This is a genomic window from Neobacillus mesonae (assembly GCF_023715155.1).
GTDB lineage: Bacteria > Bacillota > Bacilli > Bacillales > Cytobacillaceae > Neobacillus > Neobacillus mesonae_A.
Genome location: NZ_JAMBNQ010000030.1, coordinates 1 through 15,108 on the forward strand (window position 1 = coordinate 1; position 15,108 = coordinate 15,108).

Consider the following 15,108-nt stretch of genomic DNA (forward strand, 5'->3'; position numbering starts at 1 on the left):
GGAGTGGATGGTGTTTGACTCCTGGGGGATTAGCGTTACAGGCGAGACCCCGCAGGAGTGTCAGCGACGAGGAGGCTCGGCGAACGCCCCCCGGAAAGCAAACACCTGGAACGGAAATCAACGTATTTTAACAAAAATATAATCCCAAAATGACAAAGACATCGAGAGGGAGTCCTCTCGATGTCTTTTGTTGACAATCTGAAGCCATCCATTTTGATGGCTTTTTTAATTTTTTTCGAAAATTCTTAGCAAACTCACTTTGACTAATGTATAATTTTTCATTATGAAAGGAAAGGATTTTAGAGCATATGAATTCTTTTGTAAAAAAACAAATCGAACAATTTAAAATGCAAAATCAACATCGTGGACGTTTATTGGTGAGCTGCCCAGACCAGCCAGGAATTGTTTCTGCCATTTCTCAGTTTTTATTTTCATATAATGCCAATATCATAGAGTCTAGTCAGTATTCAACCAATCCTGAAGACGGGGTCTTTTTCATTCGGATTGAGTTTGAGTGCCCGTCATTGAAAGAAAAAGAAGGACAAATGGCGGAAAAATTTTCGGGAATTGCAGAAAAGTTTTCGATGGATTGGCATTTAACCCCTGTTTATAAGGTTAAAAAAACAGCTATTTTTGTTTCGAAAGAACTTCACTGTCTGCAGGAGCTTTTATGGGAGTGGCAAAGCGGAGATTTAATGACAGATATTGCTTTAGTTATAAGTAATCATGAAGCAGCCAGAGAGGTGGTAGAAGGTTTAGATATTCCTTTCTATTATATTCCAGCTAATAAGGATATTCGAGAGCAAGTGGAAGAACAGCAGTTGGAGCTGTTGAAAGAATATGACATCGACGTCATTGTTTTAGCCCGTTATATGCAAATACTGACGTCTAAATTCGTCTCAGCGAACTCAAAGAAAATTATCAATATCCACCATTCCTTTCTCCCAGCCTTTATCGGGGCAAGGCCATATGAACGTGCATATGACCGCGGGGTAAAATTAATCGGAGCTACAGCCCATTTTGTAACAGATGATTTGGATGAGGGTCCGATTATCGAACAGGATATTGCACGAGTTGATCACCGTTCCAATGTGGAAGCCCTTAAGAAAAAAGGACGTGCGATTGAACGAAGCGTATTGGCGCGGGCTGTAAAATGGCATCTTGAAGACAGAATCATTGTACATCAGAATAAAACGATTGTTTTTTAATGAAAAAAAGTATGTGGGTCAGATTCTCGGAAGATGAACAATTTTCGGGAAACTGACCCTTTTGTCATTTTTATGGCAGCAGGTTGAGAGGAGGTATATAATAGACGGGGACTTTAGAATATGGGAGGAGACGTAATGAATAAGCTGACGACATTGTTTCATCAAAGAATAGGTGTTCCGGAAAATGAAGCAGCAGCTTTTGAAAGTTTGGCTTCAATTCTTGAAAAAACAGCTGAAACAATCCCATTTGAAAATAGGTCAATAATGGAAAATAATCTGCGTGAGATCACTAAGGAAAACTTAGCTCATAAAATTTTAGAGAAAAAGGAAGGCGGACTTTGTTATGAATTAAATCCGCTATTCTATTTTTATCTACTAGAAAACGGGTTTAATGCAAAGTTAGCAACAGGGGTTGTGTTCAATCAAGCAGCAGGTCAATATGCCGCATTAGGAAGAACCCATGTGACAATTCTTTTAAATCATAAGGATCAATCCTATTTAATTGATACTGGTTTTGGCGGGAATTTGCCATTAATACCCGTTCCTTTTACTGGGGAAACCGTATCAACTAAAAATGGTGATTTTAGAATTAAAAAGGTTAAGATTGAACAGGGAGACTTTGCTCTAGAAATGAAATTAAAGCATAAAGATGCTGATTGGAGAATCGGTTATGCTTTTGATTCCCAAAATCTGATTACGAATTTAAATCAATTGAATGAAATCCAAACCATTATTGCAAAGCATCCAGAATCCTCTTTTAATAAACACCCATTATTGACCCGGCTGACGGAAACCGGAAATATTACTTTAACAGATTCACATTTTACACAATGGGTGGATGGGAATGTTTCGAAGGAGAATGTTAATAAAGCAAAATTCGATGAGCTCATTAAACTATTTTTTTGATGGTAAAATAGTGAAAGAAACGCTGTAATTATTGAATTGGCTGATTTATCATTTCGTTAGTTTTAAAAATGTTGTGGTTACACTAAAACATGTGTAATCTTTTAGAAAAGTTGGAGGAAACATCATTGGAATTTAAACCGAAAGCGATATTTTTAGATATGGATGGGACCATTTTGAACCATCAAAATAAGGTCAGTATCCGTACGAAAGAAGTCATTGACGAATTAAGAAAGCAAGGAATTTTCGTTTTTATTGCGACAGGAAGGTCATATGATGAAATCGAAGCAGTCGTACCAGCTGGATTTCAAGTAGATGGGGTCGTTTCTTCAAACGGCATGTTGGGAAATGTCGGGGATGAAGTGGTGTTTAAGGAATTACTCCCGCTTGAGCTGGTTGACCTTCTCATTAAAAAAGCAAGAGAATATCAATTATACTATGAAGTTTTTCCCTATGGAAGCCCCCGTTTTACTTTAAAACAGGATCAAACATATATGGAGAATGAGATCAGGGACCCCAAGCCGGAAGGTGTTGGAATCAATGAATGGCTTTCACGCAAGGAGGCTGTTCCAGAATTAATTGAATGGAAAGATCAAATAGATGGAAAAGAGTTTTCCAAATTTTACTTCTTTGCCAGAACAAAAGAACATATTAACAGCTGGAAACAAGAATTGGAGCGAATTCAAAACGACATAGATTTTACGATGTCTGTCTCCTCTGAGTACAATGTTGAGGTTATGGCGCCAAATGTAACGAAAGCTACTGGTATTCAACATATGCTCCAGTATTTTCATTTATCAGAAAATGAAATGATGGCAATAGGAGATAGTGACAATGATTTGCCGATGCTAAAACTAGCACATTTTGCCGTTGCCATGAAAAATGCACCCGATTTCATAAAAACAGCTGCTGATGATGTAACAGAATTTACCTGTGATGAAGATGGTGTATACTATTATTTGAAGTCAAAATTTGATCTTTAAATGGGGGAGTAAACCGAAATGATTAAAGTAGTGGCAAAAGGGAAATTAAAACCTGATGTTAAAGCAGAAGAATATATCAGGATATCAAGAGAACTTGTGGCTGAAACCCGAAAAGAAGAAGGTTGTATCTCATATGCTCTATTTGAAGAATTAAATGATCCTTCTATCTTTACAATGCTTGAAGAATGGGAGAATGAAGAGGCATTAGAGAAACATAATCAAACTGAACATATGAAAAGAATTATTCCAGAACTTTCGAAATTACGGGAGAGTATGGAAGTTAATATTTATCGAGAAGTGGAATAAATGGAAAAAATGCTGAAGTCAAAAGCTTCAGCATTTTTTCTTATAGGTCATGTTCCTTGCGTATTTTTTCCAGCAATGCCATACACCCTTCGGAAACAAGGTCATAAGTTTCCTGGAAATCTCCAGTGTAATAGGGATCCGGCACATCTTTTGGATGGTTGGTTAAATCAAGGAGACGGATTAGCTTTGGATGGCTTGGATTACCGGCAATCTCGGAAAGGTTTTTCATATTACTATCATCCATGCCAATAATATACTCGAATTTTTCAAAGTCATCTTTTGTTATTTGGCGGCCGATAAGACCCTCAGAGGAAATATTGTATTTTTTCAAAATAGTAATCGTTCCTTTGTGGGGAGGCGAACCAATCTCCCAAGAGCTGGTTGCTGCAGAGTCAACAGAAATTTTATCCGATAAATTTTCCTTTTCCAGTAAATTCCGAAAAAAAGCCTCAGCCATTGGAGATCGGCAGATGTTTCCTAGGCAGACAAATAAAACATTAATCATTTGAGAAACCCCTTTTTATGTATGTGAAATAATATTCATTCCAAATATGATAGTAAAAAAATGAAGAATAGTAAAGGAAAATGAAAGAAATTTGTTCCTTTCGAAAATCAAAAACTTTATTAATTTTCAATTAAATATGTTAAAATGAAGGCGGTATAAAGATGATGGAGGAGAACAACAGAATAGTGAAGCAATCAGTATGATGAGACAGAGAGATAAAATACATAGTGATGATTGATTATTTGTGAGAGGAGATAAAACATGAAATTCGTGAATTTTAAGGCAGATGGCCAAATTCGTTTAGGAATTAAAACGGACAAAGGTATCGTTGATGTTGAACAAGCTGCAAAGGCCTATCATTTGGATGCACCATTAACGATCGAGCAGGTGATCGCCAGCGGAGAAAAGGGACTTTCGCAATTAGCAGAATTAACAAATAAGGATATTCAAACGATTCTAGAAGAGGAAATTGTTTATGCACCCTGTGTAACACAGCCTGAAAAAATTTTATGTGTCGGTCTCAATTATGTGAATCATGCAGAAGAGTCCAAAATGGATATTCCAACTTCTCCTATCATTTTTAGTAAATTTAACAATGCATTGGCAGCACACAATCAAAAGATTCCGCTTCCAAAAAGTTCGGAGAAAGTTGATTATGAAGCAGAACTTGTAATTGTCATCGGGAAAGAGGCGGTAAATGTATCAACAGAAGATGCCTTATCGCATGTGTTTGGCTATACGGTTGGAAATGATTTATCGGCAAGGGATTTACAATTCCGCTCAAGCCAATGGCTGCTAGGAAAAAGCTGTGATTCTTTCGCACCAATTGGGCCATATTTGGTAACAGCGGATGAAATTGATCCAAACTCTTTGGAGGTTACCTGTAAAGTGAATGGGTCACTTCGCCAATCAGCTAATACGAAAGATATGATATTTGATTGTGCAACCATTATCAGCTATTTATCCCAGCATATGACATTAATGCCGGGAGATATTATTTTTTCTGGAACTCCGGATGGGGTGATTTTAGGATATCCGGAAGATCAACAAGTTTGGTTGAAATCAAATGATGAAGTGGAAATCTCGATTGAAAATATAGGCACTTTGGTAAATGTGCTGGATTAAAATGAAGAAATTGTGTTCGTTCTTAGACCGTTTGTGTTCATTACCAGCGGTCTTTTTCATTTCTTGTTTTTTTCCATATTCTTCACTTAAAATAGATAACTAGAGTAGACAATAGTGAATTTAGCATTAGAAGGTGTCGTTTTGGAGAAACAAAAGATTGGTTTTATTTATGAATGTATTTTAGCTGGACTGATTATTTTTTCTTTGAGTGTTGATTTGCCTGCACGGGAGGACGCAGTGTTAGGCTGGTTTGTATGGGGGCTGTTTGTGTTCGATTACTTGATCCGCTTTTTCTTAAGCAAGAATAAATGGGAATTTGTTAAAAATCATCCTGTTGAATTGCTGGCACTGATTCCTGTAGATCAGCTATTTAGAACGCTCCGTTTAGTACGTTTAATTCGTTTAATTAGATTAATCCTCGTCCTAAAAAGAAATAATTCTATTTTAGATCTCCTATTTGAAAAATATCGATTGGATAAAATATTTGTCACCGTTATTGCCCTCTTATTTTTATCAGCAATCCCCATGACTTGGATTGAACCGGGATTCGACAGCTATGGTGATGCTTTATGGTGGACCGTCGTAACAACGACAACTGTCGGCTATGGAGATTTATATCCCGAAACAGATGCCGGGAGAATTATAGCGAGTGTGCTGATGTTTGTCGGGATTGGTTTAATTGGGGTTGTAACCGGAACAGTGGCATCTTTTTTCTCTCATAAAACTAGTGATCTTCCCGAGCAGTTAAAATATGTAAGAGATAAGATTGATAACTATCCATCCATTACAGAACCTGAGCTCCGTGTCATGATTGAACAATTGAAAGAGTATCAAAAGGAACAAAATAAATCAGAGTAAAAAAAGTGCCAGACACCTAAAAATGGTGTTTGGCATTTTTCATTTATTTGAATTCATACTTTACAGATAGGAATTATAGAATTATAATAAGGGTAACAAAAAAATCTGAATGGATGTTTAATAAGGCAAGCCTTTAAAATAGTTGAAAAAGAAACATAAAATACCGAAGGAGTGTTTCTGATGCGAAAAAATGATGAAAAGAGAAGACAAAAATTAATCAATAAATTACTATTCTTTAACGTATATACTAAAGAAGATAAAAAGCTTTACGAAATGCCGCTGCTTAAATTAGAACGGGAATATAAAAAGTTTAAATTACAAAACCATCCACACGGCGAATTTGGCTCTATTAAGTGGGTGTAAAAAGAGATGCAAATTTCCTTATGTCAGGCACCTTCCAAACGGGGGAGAGGTGCCTGACATTTGTTTTGGGAAAATTTATCTGCAGGTTTGGTAAAGAAATCTGCTATTTTTGAGATTTATCTGCAGTTTTTAAGAAGATATTTGCAATTTTTCAAATGTATCTGCAATTTTAAAATCACCGCAATAAACTCTTCGATTTATCTGCGCCTTTTTCTTCCATAAAAGCCTAAAATAGATGTTTTCATGATAAACTAATATAAAAATAGACTATATGGAGGTTTATTTTGGGGAACGATATAATCTTTTTTAGTATTATTTTGACAGCATCTATCTTGCAAACGAGTACAGGATTTGGTTTTTCTATAATGGCAACCCCTTTTCTTTTATTGATATTCCAACCAAAAGAAGCGGTTCAAATAAACCTTATTTTGTCTTTAGTAATCTCTATATCCCTTATTTGGAAAATAAAATCAGATGTAAATGTTAAGCTGCTAAAGAGATTTATTATGGGAAGCATTGTTGGCGTACCTTTTGGAATTTTAATCTTTATGTCAATAAATTTGAATGCTTTTAAATTAATCGTCAGCATTCTTCTCTTAGTTTTAACGATGTTACTCATATTTAATTTTAAGGTTCGATCAACAAATGGAAGAGATTTAATTGTTGGAGGTTTTTCAGGACTTTTCACGACAAGTATTGGCATGCCGGGACCGCCGATCCTGCTTTACTTGACGGGAACGGATACTGAAAAAGGGAAATTGCGGGCGACCACTTTAGCCTTTTATCTGTTTATCTATTTTATTAGTTTATTCACCCAAATTATTTTTACCGGGACCGACCTAGTTATTTGGAAATCATCCCTTCATGCACTGCCACTGGTTCTCCTTGGGTTGTTTGCTGGTCAAATCATCTTTAAATGGATTAATCAGCGGATTTTCAAGATTTTTACATATATTCTCTTAAGCTGTACCGGCTTTTATTTACTATTGGAAAGCTGTAACTTGTTATAAACCATTAACAATGGATTTTATTTTGGAGGAAGACATGAGCAACCGTTTATTCGATTTCGTTAGACAATTTTCAAATGAGCTCGCAGATTTAGCACAGAGTATAGAGGATCAATTGTTTGAGAATCCTCATGGTACATTAATGCAAACTCGATTGTATGCGGAAGAGCTGGTTAAAATCATCAGCCAAAAAGAGGGATTGGAGAAAATCTATCCATTAAAACCGGCAGAGCGAATACATAAATTATATCGGCAGGATCTTATTGAGGAAGAAATTTATACCAAACTGGAGTGGATTAGAAGAACGGGGAATAAAGCAGTCCATGATGTGAAAAAAGCGGAGATAAAGGATGTTCTTGAAGCTCATAAACTGTTATTTGAAATCAGTGTTTGGTATATGCAGGTGTACGTAAACTTCGATTTTGAAGTTCCGGAATATCAGCTGCCAGTAAAAACAAGCCAGGAAGGCACACTCATTGCATTAGAAGACTTGGATGAACGGATTAGGGAAGAAGTGAAACGGCAAATTGAAGTAATTCGGGAAGAATCCATGAAGGTTCATCAGCGGCTTGAAGCAAAAGCAGTACAAAATTCAGCAGTTCTGGAAAAAGCCCCGGAAAAAATGGTCAAAATATCAGAAAGCAAAAAGAGCTTCTGTGATATTTTAGAAAAAAATGATTATATCATCACCAATGAAACGCCAAAAGCGGTGGAATTTGAACATACAATTAGCAAACAAATAATTTACATGGCACCTAATAAAAAAGAAACCAGCATCGTATTAGATCCAAATTTTGTGAATAAGCATGAAACATTAAAAAGCAACGGGGTGCGCCGAAGCAGTACTGCTTATAGGAAATTTCCAAAGGACTTAAACAAGGGAAAAACGCCTATCAATTTTGGTTATATGTATACTTTCAATAGTGAAGCGGAATTCGATTTGTTTTTAAAAAGCATAAACATCTTTCAGAGTAATTAGAATCAGGCACTGCTCGAAATGGGGCGGTGCCATTATTTTTACGGGGAAAGATTGGAAAAATCAAAAGCTTTCCGTCCTCATAGAGGATAGAATAAAGCGTTGATTTTACCAGCGAAAGCGGAAAAAACGGGTAAAGGTAAATATAAAGCAGTGATTCTTCCCGTTTAAAGAACACAATGCATTTTATGGTAAAAATGATCCTTGGTTTTTCGGAAATTTGATAAATAGGTGATCAGCATGGATACCTAGGCGGCAGCATGAGAGTTCTCCTATTTAAAAAAACCAAATATCCGCCACCCAAACCAGCCTTACCCATTTTTGGTACACCATAAAAAAATTAATCGTTTATAATGTACATGAGCACCAAAGGAAAGGGAGGAAAACATAATTGGAAAGAATCCATAACATTATTGACAAATACAAAATGATACCATTAGACCAAATTCTAACCCAGCATAAGGATATGTTTGATCAGCAATTTGAAAGAACGGCCAGCTGGCATATCGAGTATGACCAGAGGGTGGAGGGGATGAATTGGGATGCCAATAAAAAAGCGGCGTTCCGAAGAATAATGGATATCATCCGCACACCGGATGCTGTTTTTACAGAAGACGACATGACGGATTTGGATCTGTTTACAGGCGTAGTGGATATGATTGTAAAAACAAATAACATGATCAACAACTTTAAGTCGAGTAAACTCGATATTGTTGCATTATTTAATGAAATCAAAACCCAGAATGAAGACTACCGGATCATCCGGGACAACTTCGAAATGCCGAGTAAACTGAAAGGACATTTTGTCCATCTTTACTCAATTGTCAAAAACATGCAATTGCCTAATCAATTCATTGTGGCCTATAAATTTGAACGAAGCATTAACCGCCTCATTTTTGGAAAAAGATCGGATGATGATTATATCGATTTGCTAGATACATATCAGAAATTCCCTGAGATCAATGGCAAAAAGGATTTGACCTTCTATGTCTATACAGCAGTTATATTAAATTTAATTACTAACGACATAAATGAGCTCAATCCGCCGCTTAAACAAAATGAGTTTAAGAAGTTAAGCAAGCTGATTTTTCAATTCTCAGATCGAAGTGATTCTTTAAAATTAGATTGTTCTCTATTATCTTTCCAATCTGCGGCTTCTATAGCTGAAATGGAGGAAAAATTAATACATAATACTTTTATCATTGGAGCCATTGAAACAGAGGATATAAACAGGAAGACTCTTCCATACATACACCAAGCAACATTATATATCTGCGACCGTTCTACTAAAGAAATTGAATGGGCTGCTGCGATTGATGAAATCATCTTGAATGAAGAAGAAATTCCTTCACACATGGAAGTTCTAAATCTTCAAAACGTCTCGTCGAAAGGGAAAAAGATTTGGTTAAAGATTTCAAGTCTGACTAAATTATCACCACGAATAATGCTTGATCAATTCGCACCGGTTCATGGATCAACGGCGAAAATGCCGCAGCAGGATATTCATTTAGTTTTTACAAACGACAAGGAAACTGGAAAAACAAAGATTGTGAGGAACGAGACATTGGAAGTAGAACTAGTGCCAAACCATGAGAATGATGAACTGCTATTTGCACCAAATTTAATTTTGTACGGACCACCTGGTACAGGGAAAACTTATCAAGTGGCATCTAAAGCCCTGGAAATTATCTATCAAATGGCTCAAGATGATTTAACGGAAAAAATAGATATAAAGAATTATTATAAAAAGCTGCAGCAACAGGGACAAATTCGTTTCGTCACCTTCCACCAATCCTATGCCTATGAAGATTTTATTGAAGGGCTGCGTTCTGACGGGAAGGCATCCTTTGTACCAAAAGACGGAATTTTCAAACAAATTGTCATCGATGCACTTTTTGCCGGCCTGACCCAATCTTCCTACACACTCAATTATGAAGAACGTAAGAGCAAAGTATTAGAGGCTCTTGAACAGAACCAAGAATTCCATTTTGATAGGGCAGACCGCTATGTCATGATTATTGATGAAATAAACCGCGCTAATATATCAAAGGTGTTTGGGGAACTGATTACTTTATTGGAGGAAGACAAACGGCTCACAACTGAAAATGAAACAATAGTCAAATTACCTTATTCGGGTGATACCTTTGTCCTGCCGCCAAACCTTTATATCATTGCTACCATGAATACGGCCGATCGTTCGATTGCTTTATTAGATACAGCTTTACGGCGCCGGTTTGAATTTGAAGAAATCATGCCGCAGCCTTCTCTTTTGTCATCGATTGATGATATTGATCTGCCAACATTGTTGCACCGTATTAATCAACGGATCGAAGTGTTGTACAGCCGGGACCATATGATTGGCCATGCTTATTTCATTCATGTTGAAACCGTGGAGCAGTTGATTTCAACGATGCAGAACAAAATTATTCCTTTGTTGAAAGAGTATTTTTATGATGACTGGGAAAAAATTGGTCTGGTGCTTGGAGGGATAGGCAAAAGTGAACAAGACTCCTTTATCATTTACCAGGAGCAGGCTGATGTCTCTGCCTTGTTTAAACGGGCTTCAGGGTATACACCGCTGGATCTTCCGCCAAGATATCATGTGAAAGCCAATATTACGGTAGAAGATATTAAAGGGATTTATGAGTAATGAAATCCATAACGATACGTGAGGCCTATGATTGGCTTTATTTGGAAGAACATCTGACAAAAATGGAATGGGAGCACCTGACTCAATTTTTTGAACAAAAATACCAAAATGAAAATGTAGTAGAGTACGGGAACAAGCGGCTTAGGTTTATTAATTTAACAGGCGTAATCCAGCTAAAAACGGTTCGGATTGAGATTCTTCCAAAGCTGGACCTGCATCAGACCGACACCGCTCTAAACAGGCGTGCCTTATTAAATATGCTGAGTTTAACGAAACAGCTCCCGGTTCAGCTGAATGACCAGACAATCAGTCAGTTTGAGAAGGTTGATTTGGCCCATATTCTAGCACGACTTTATATTACCGAGCTCTTCAAGGCGGTCAAACGGGGACTATATCGCGGATATACGACAAAGTCTGAAAATATGAATCATTTAAAGGGGCGGCTGTTAATCTCTCCGCATATCCGTAAAAACGCTTTTGTTTCGGTAAATGCCTTTTGTGAATATGATGAGTTATCTCCGAATGTCCTGTTTAACCAGGTTTTAAAGGCTGCTTTGAAAATCATCTATCCTTATGTTCAGCAGTCTGCGTTAAAAACGCAGACTCTCATGATTTTTGAAATGTTTGATGAAGTGGACGATGTTTATGTAAATCCTGCTACAATGGATACTATTCAGATTAATCGTCAAAACCAGCACTATGAAGCTGTCCTGCAGCTCGCTCTTGCTATTATTCACTCTACATCCATGGGAACAGGGGCAAGCGGCCAAATCGCCTTTACATTTTTATTTAAAATAAATGACTTATATGAAGGATATGTCGGGGAATGCCTAAAAAGGGTTCTCCCGCCGTCAGATTATCAACTGGACTTGCAGCATCGGGGCAGAAAACTTTTAATTGATGCCAACACAGGCAGAAAAACGATTCAATTAAAACCGGATTTTGTGATTTCACGTCTGTCCGGGGAAGAGCCTGAACCTATCATCATCCTTGATACAAAATGGAAAAACATACTCTACCATTCACAGCAAGGTGATATTTATCAAATGTATGCCTACATTACTTCTTATAAAACAGCAGAGCGGTGTATCATTCTTTATCCAAGGATTAAGGATGAAGGACTACTTCCAAAATGGAGAGTGCCAGAGTCCACACCTGTGAAACATATTGAGGTGCAAACCATTCGATTAGATAGCGCTCAGCACACAGTGGATGATTTGAAAAAAATACTCTCAGATCTGGATGAAACGGGATGACTTAGATTTTAATCAGGGGGTGTACTATTTTTAGTACACCTTTTTGTATATAATAGTACATAGAAAATAAGGAGTGATCGCAGTGGGAGAAGTTATTTTTTCTAACTTTCAGGATACAGCTTCCAAACACCGCCTGAATGAATGGTTCATCCGGCAATCCGAGGAACAGAAACCAATTTACTATATACTTCCTTCCAAAGGAAAATGGCTTCTCACAGCGCGGCAATTGAAGCCGGGAATCCAATATAAAACGTTTGATGATCTGGCTGAATCTCTTTTAAAATCAGCTGGAGTTGAATTTGTCCGGATTTCAAAAGAAAATCGGATGCATATTTTTTATGAAATCCTTAAAAAACAAGTGAAAAATAAATCGGAAAAGGAATACTTGCTAAAAGCTGAAGCCTTTGCTGAAAGCTATGGGCAGTTAAAGCAGTTAGGGCTAACAGTGGAAGAAACCCCTGAACAATTGGCAGAGCTCAAAGAAGTATTTTACCAATACGAAAATGAGTACCGAGACAAAAAGCGTCTATTTGATTCCGAAAACCGGATTCAGATGGCTGCAGCAGCAGGTTTAAAAGGAGATTCCTTTCCGCTTAGTCATGTAGTGATAGACGGATACATGGAATTTGGACCAATACAATATCAGTTTATTGAATATTTAATCAGAGCATCCGTACCTTGTACCATTTATTTGCCGGCACTGGATATGCCAATAATCCGGGAAACAGCTGCTGTACTTAAAAGACTGGGATTGAAAGTACGAGAGGATTCAATACCACAGCTTGTGCAAGTTTGCCAAACTACTACTGTTGCTGGCGCAACTACAATGGAAGAGGAAATTTACGGGGTGCTTGAATCAATTGCTCAACTAAAGGGAGAGGAAGAATATCGCCAGTTTGGAATAGTGCTGACAAATGAACGAGCCTATTTACCAGAACTGGAACGAATCAGCGAAAAAATTCAAGTGCCGATTAAACGTTCTAAGAAAAAGCCGCTAGCTGAAACGTCCTTCATGCCATTCTTACAGCTGTTGTTGGATAAGCCAGAAATTCAAACAAAATGGGACTTGCTTCCCTTCATCGATACGGTTGCCAAACTCTATTTCCTCTTCCCAAATGAATTCAATGAAATAAAACAATTGTTTATTCAATCCGGGGAATGGGAACAAGAGGAGATTGCCTCCATTTTACAACAGATTGGGCAGTTTCAAGCGGGATTACCAGAAGAAGCAGCCACATTGGACTATCAAAAGTACCTGCTTCATTTTTTAGAAGAATTACAGCTTCCTGCAATATGGAAAAAGCTAATTAAAGCTAGAATGGCAGGATTTTCGGAGGCTGCACTTGAATGGAGGGCGTGCCAGCAGGTAAAGCAGTTTCTATCGACCGCGATTGAGGCAAAGTATTCGGTTGAAATGCCGATTCGATTGGAGACATTTAGAAATCTCCTGCTAAATAGATTGGAAGAAGTAGAACTCTATATTGACAGGGCTCCCACAGATGGCATCACACTATATTCATTCCAGGATGTTTCATTGTTTAAAGGAAAGCATTTATTTGTTCTCGGTCTTAATGAAGGAGAGTTTCCGAAGCAAACGAGTTTAAAGGGGTATTTCCAGGAAAGGTATCTGGATCATATCTTAAGTCCATTCCCATTCCCAACTGAAGCCTATTATCGAAAAAAAGATGACGCGTTATTTGCACAACTAAACGAAATTGCCGAAAATCTATCTTTTTCGTATGTAAAGGGAATGAATCCAAATCAGCCATTATTACCTTCCAAATATTTAATGGAGTTAACGGATCAAATCACCACCTATTCCACTATTTCCAGATTTACGGACGATACGTTCCTGACAAAAGATGAGTATGAGGAAAAACTCGCCTTCCATTCGGGAATAGGAAGACAGGTAACAAAGGCAGCGCCGCTTTTAGAAAAATATCAGAAAAACTTAGACCATTTACAATCAGGTAAAGAAATGATACCTAAAAAATGGGCTGATAAGCTTGCGTCAAACCGGACAAGCATTACAAAGCTCGAAAGTTATGCTGCCTGTTCGTTTAAATTTGCTATGGAAAAATGGCTGAAAGTGAAAGAGCCGCTGGAAAAACAGACTAGGATTGACCCAATTGAAACGGGTAATATGCTGCATAGGATTATTGAAACATTTTATAAGGAAGCAATAGGGGTACCTTTTAGCCAGTTACATTCATTTTTTCAAGGTATGGAAGAAAAGAAACTAAGGGAAATTTTTGAAACAGAATGGGAAACAATTGAACGAAACCATTTGGAGATTCCGAAATACACACTTGACCTGGAAAAAGCGGAATGGTGGAAAAAGCTGAGAAGATGGCTGGCCGCTGAAAAAATGTGTTTTTGGCACAATGAAGAGCTTGCAGATATGAGTATTTTCCGGCTGGAAGAACCTGTTGAGCTAACTTTTGAACTAGAAAATCATGAACTTCTTACCCTTACAGGAACAATCGATCGTATTGATATTGATGAAAATGGCTTCGTGATTTATGACTATAAGTCGAGCAATAAAGGCCTGGATTTTAAGACGGAAGTTCCTTGCGGCTTGGTGATGCAGATTCCTTTATACATGATTGCTCTTGAACATGAGTTTAAAGAGGGGAAATACCAGCATCATCGGATTCCAATTGGAGAGGCTGTTGGCGGCGGCTATATTTCTATTAAAGAACCAAATCAAAGAAAGAGAAATACGGTTTGGAGGGATGAAGAGCAGAAATTAAGATTCGCACCAAACAAAAGGGCCAAGGCCAATATCACCCCGCTTGACAGTCATTCACTTAAAGAGGATTACAAAATTCCTGAATTAATCGAAAAACTGTGGTATGGAACCTACACAGATTTTTCAGTCCGGCCATTTTCTAAAAGCTCCTGTACGTATTGCCAATTCAAGTCAGTCTGCCGGGTAACAAAGGAACAGCAGGATTCATAAGGAGAG

General features: G+C 37.5%; 13 protein-coding genes. 12 read left to right on the plus strand and 1 reads right to left on the minus strand.

The annotated features are described in order from the left end of the window. The first annotated feature begins 308 nt into the window (after positions 1-308). From purU to M3183_RS19630, 4 genes are all read left to right on the plus strand, one after another. Positions 309-1,208, plus strand: a complete 900-nt coding sequence (purU, locus tag M3183_RS19615) for a formyltetrahydrofolate deformylase (protein ID WP_251472326.1) — start codon at positions 309-311, stop codon at positions 1,206-1,208. 135 nt (positions 1,209-1,343) lie between these two features. Continuing rightward, positions 1,344-2,114, plus strand: a complete 771-nt coding sequence (locus tag M3183_RS19620; RefSeq protein ID WP_251472327.1) for an arylamine N-acetyltransferase family protein — start codon at positions 1,344-1,346, stop codon at positions 2,112-2,114. A gap of 125 nt (positions 2,115-2,239) precedes the next feature. Next, entirely contained in the window at positions 2,240-3,094 is an 855-nt protein-coding gene (locus M3183_RS19625; RefSeq protein WP_251472328.1) for an HAD family hydrolase, read from the plus strand. 18 nt (positions 3,095-3,112) lie between these two features. After that, positions 3,113-3,400, plus strand: coding sequence for a putative quinol monooxygenase (locus tag M3183_RS19630; protein ID WP_251472329.1), 288 nt, complete (start codon positions 3,113-3,115; stop codon positions 3,398-3,400). 40 nt (positions 3,401-3,440) lie between these two features. Here the strand turns inward: M3183_RS19630 and M3183_RS19635 are convergent, their stop codons facing one another. Next, positions 3,441-3,905, minus strand: coding sequence for a low molecular weight protein-tyrosine-phosphatase (locus M3183_RS19635; RefSeq protein ID WP_251472330.1), 465 nt, complete (start codon positions 3,903-3,905; stop codon positions 3,441-3,443). A 261-nt stretch (positions 3,906-4,166) separates the two neighbouring features. Between M3183_RS19635 and M3183_RS19640 the strand changes: the two genes are divergently transcribed. From M3183_RS19640 to M3183_RS27345, 8 genes are all read left to right on the plus strand, one after another. After that, on the plus strand, positions 4,167-5,030 hold the full coding sequence (locus M3183_RS19640; RefSeq protein WP_251472331.1) for a fumarylacetoacetate hydrolase family protein: 864 nt from the start codon (positions 4,167-4,169) through the stop codon (positions 5,028-5,030). A gap of 114 nt (positions 5,031-5,144) precedes the next feature. After that, complete coding sequence (locus M3183_RS19645; protein WP_251472332.1) at positions 5,145-5,888, plus strand: potassium channel family protein; 744 nt, start codon at positions 5,145-5,147, stop codon at positions 5,886-5,888. A gap of 180 nt (positions 5,889-6,068) precedes the next feature. Beyond that, on the plus strand, positions 6,069-6,251 hold the full coding sequence (locus M3183_RS19650; RefSeq protein WP_251472333.1) for a Fur-regulated basic protein FbpA: 183 nt from the start codon (positions 6,069-6,071) through the stop codon (positions 6,249-6,251). 284 nt (positions 6,252-6,535) lie between these two features. After that, positions 6,536-7,261 carry a sulfite exporter TauE/SafE family protein gene (locus M3183_RS19655; protein ID WP_251472334.1) on the plus strand — a complete coding sequence of 242 codons (726 nt, stop codon included), beginning with the start codon at positions 6,536-6,538 and terminating at the stop codon, positions 7,259-7,261. Between the two features lie 34 nt (positions 7,262-7,295). Continuing rightward, positions 7,296-8,237 carry a DUF4145 domain-containing protein gene (locus M3183_RS19660; protein ID WP_251472335.1) on the plus strand — a complete coding sequence of 314 codons (942 nt, stop codon included), beginning with the start codon at positions 7,296-7,298 and terminating at the stop codon, positions 8,235-8,237. Between the two features lie 388 nt (positions 8,238-8,625). Beyond that, complete coding sequence (locus tag M3183_RS27175) at positions 8,626-10,884, plus strand: McrB family protein (RefSeq protein WP_285880477.1); 2,259 nt, start codon at positions 8,626-8,628, stop codon at positions 10,882-10,884. Next, positions 10,884-12,140, plus strand: a complete 1,257-nt coding sequence (locus tag M3183_RS19670) for an McrC family protein (RefSeq protein ID WP_251472336.1) — start codon at positions 10,884-10,886, stop codon at positions 12,138-12,140. The genes M3183_RS27175 and M3183_RS19670 overlap by 1 nt, the downstream gene beginning before the upstream one ends. Positions 12,141-12,222: 82 nt before the next feature. Continuing rightward, positions 12,223-15,102: a PD-(D/E)XK nuclease family protein gene (locus tag M3183_RS27345; RefSeq protein ID WP_251472338.1), complete on the plus strand. Its 2,880-nt coding sequence runs from the start codon at positions 12,223-12,225 to the stop codon at positions 15,100-15,102. Positions 15,103-15,108: the final 6 nt, after the last annotated feature.

Coding starts and splice junctions, on each gene's coding strand:
- purU (WP_251472326.1), top strand. CDS start 309: ATGAATTCTTTTGTAAAAAAACAAATCGAACAATTTAAAATGCAAAAT.
- M3183_RS19640 (WP_251472331.1), top strand. CDS start 4,167: ATGAAATTCGTGAATTTTAAGGCAGATGGCCAAATTCGTTTAGGAATT.
- M3183_RS19670 (WP_251472336.1), top strand. CDS start 10,884: ATGAAATCCATAACGATACGTGAGGCCTATGATTGGCTTTATTTGGAA.
- M3183_RS19635 (WP_251472330.1), bottom strand. CDS start 3,905: ATGATTAATGTTTTATTTGTCTGCCTAGGAAACATCTGCCGATCTCCA.
- M3183_RS19620 (WP_251472327.1), top strand. CDS start 1,344: ATGAATAAGCTGACGACATTGTTTCATCAAAGAATAGGTGTTCCGGAA.
- M3183_RS19630 (WP_251472329.1), top strand. CDS start 3,113: ATGATTAAAGTAGTGGCAAAAGGGAAATTAAAACCTGATGTTAAAGCA.
- M3183_RS19650 (WP_251472333.1), top strand. CDS start 6,069: ATGCGAAAAAATGATGAAAAGAGAAGACAAAAATTAATCAATAAATTA.
- M3183_RS19660 (WP_251472335.1), top strand. CDS start 7,296: ATGAGCAACCGTTTATTCGATTTCGTTAGACAATTTTCAAATGAGCTC.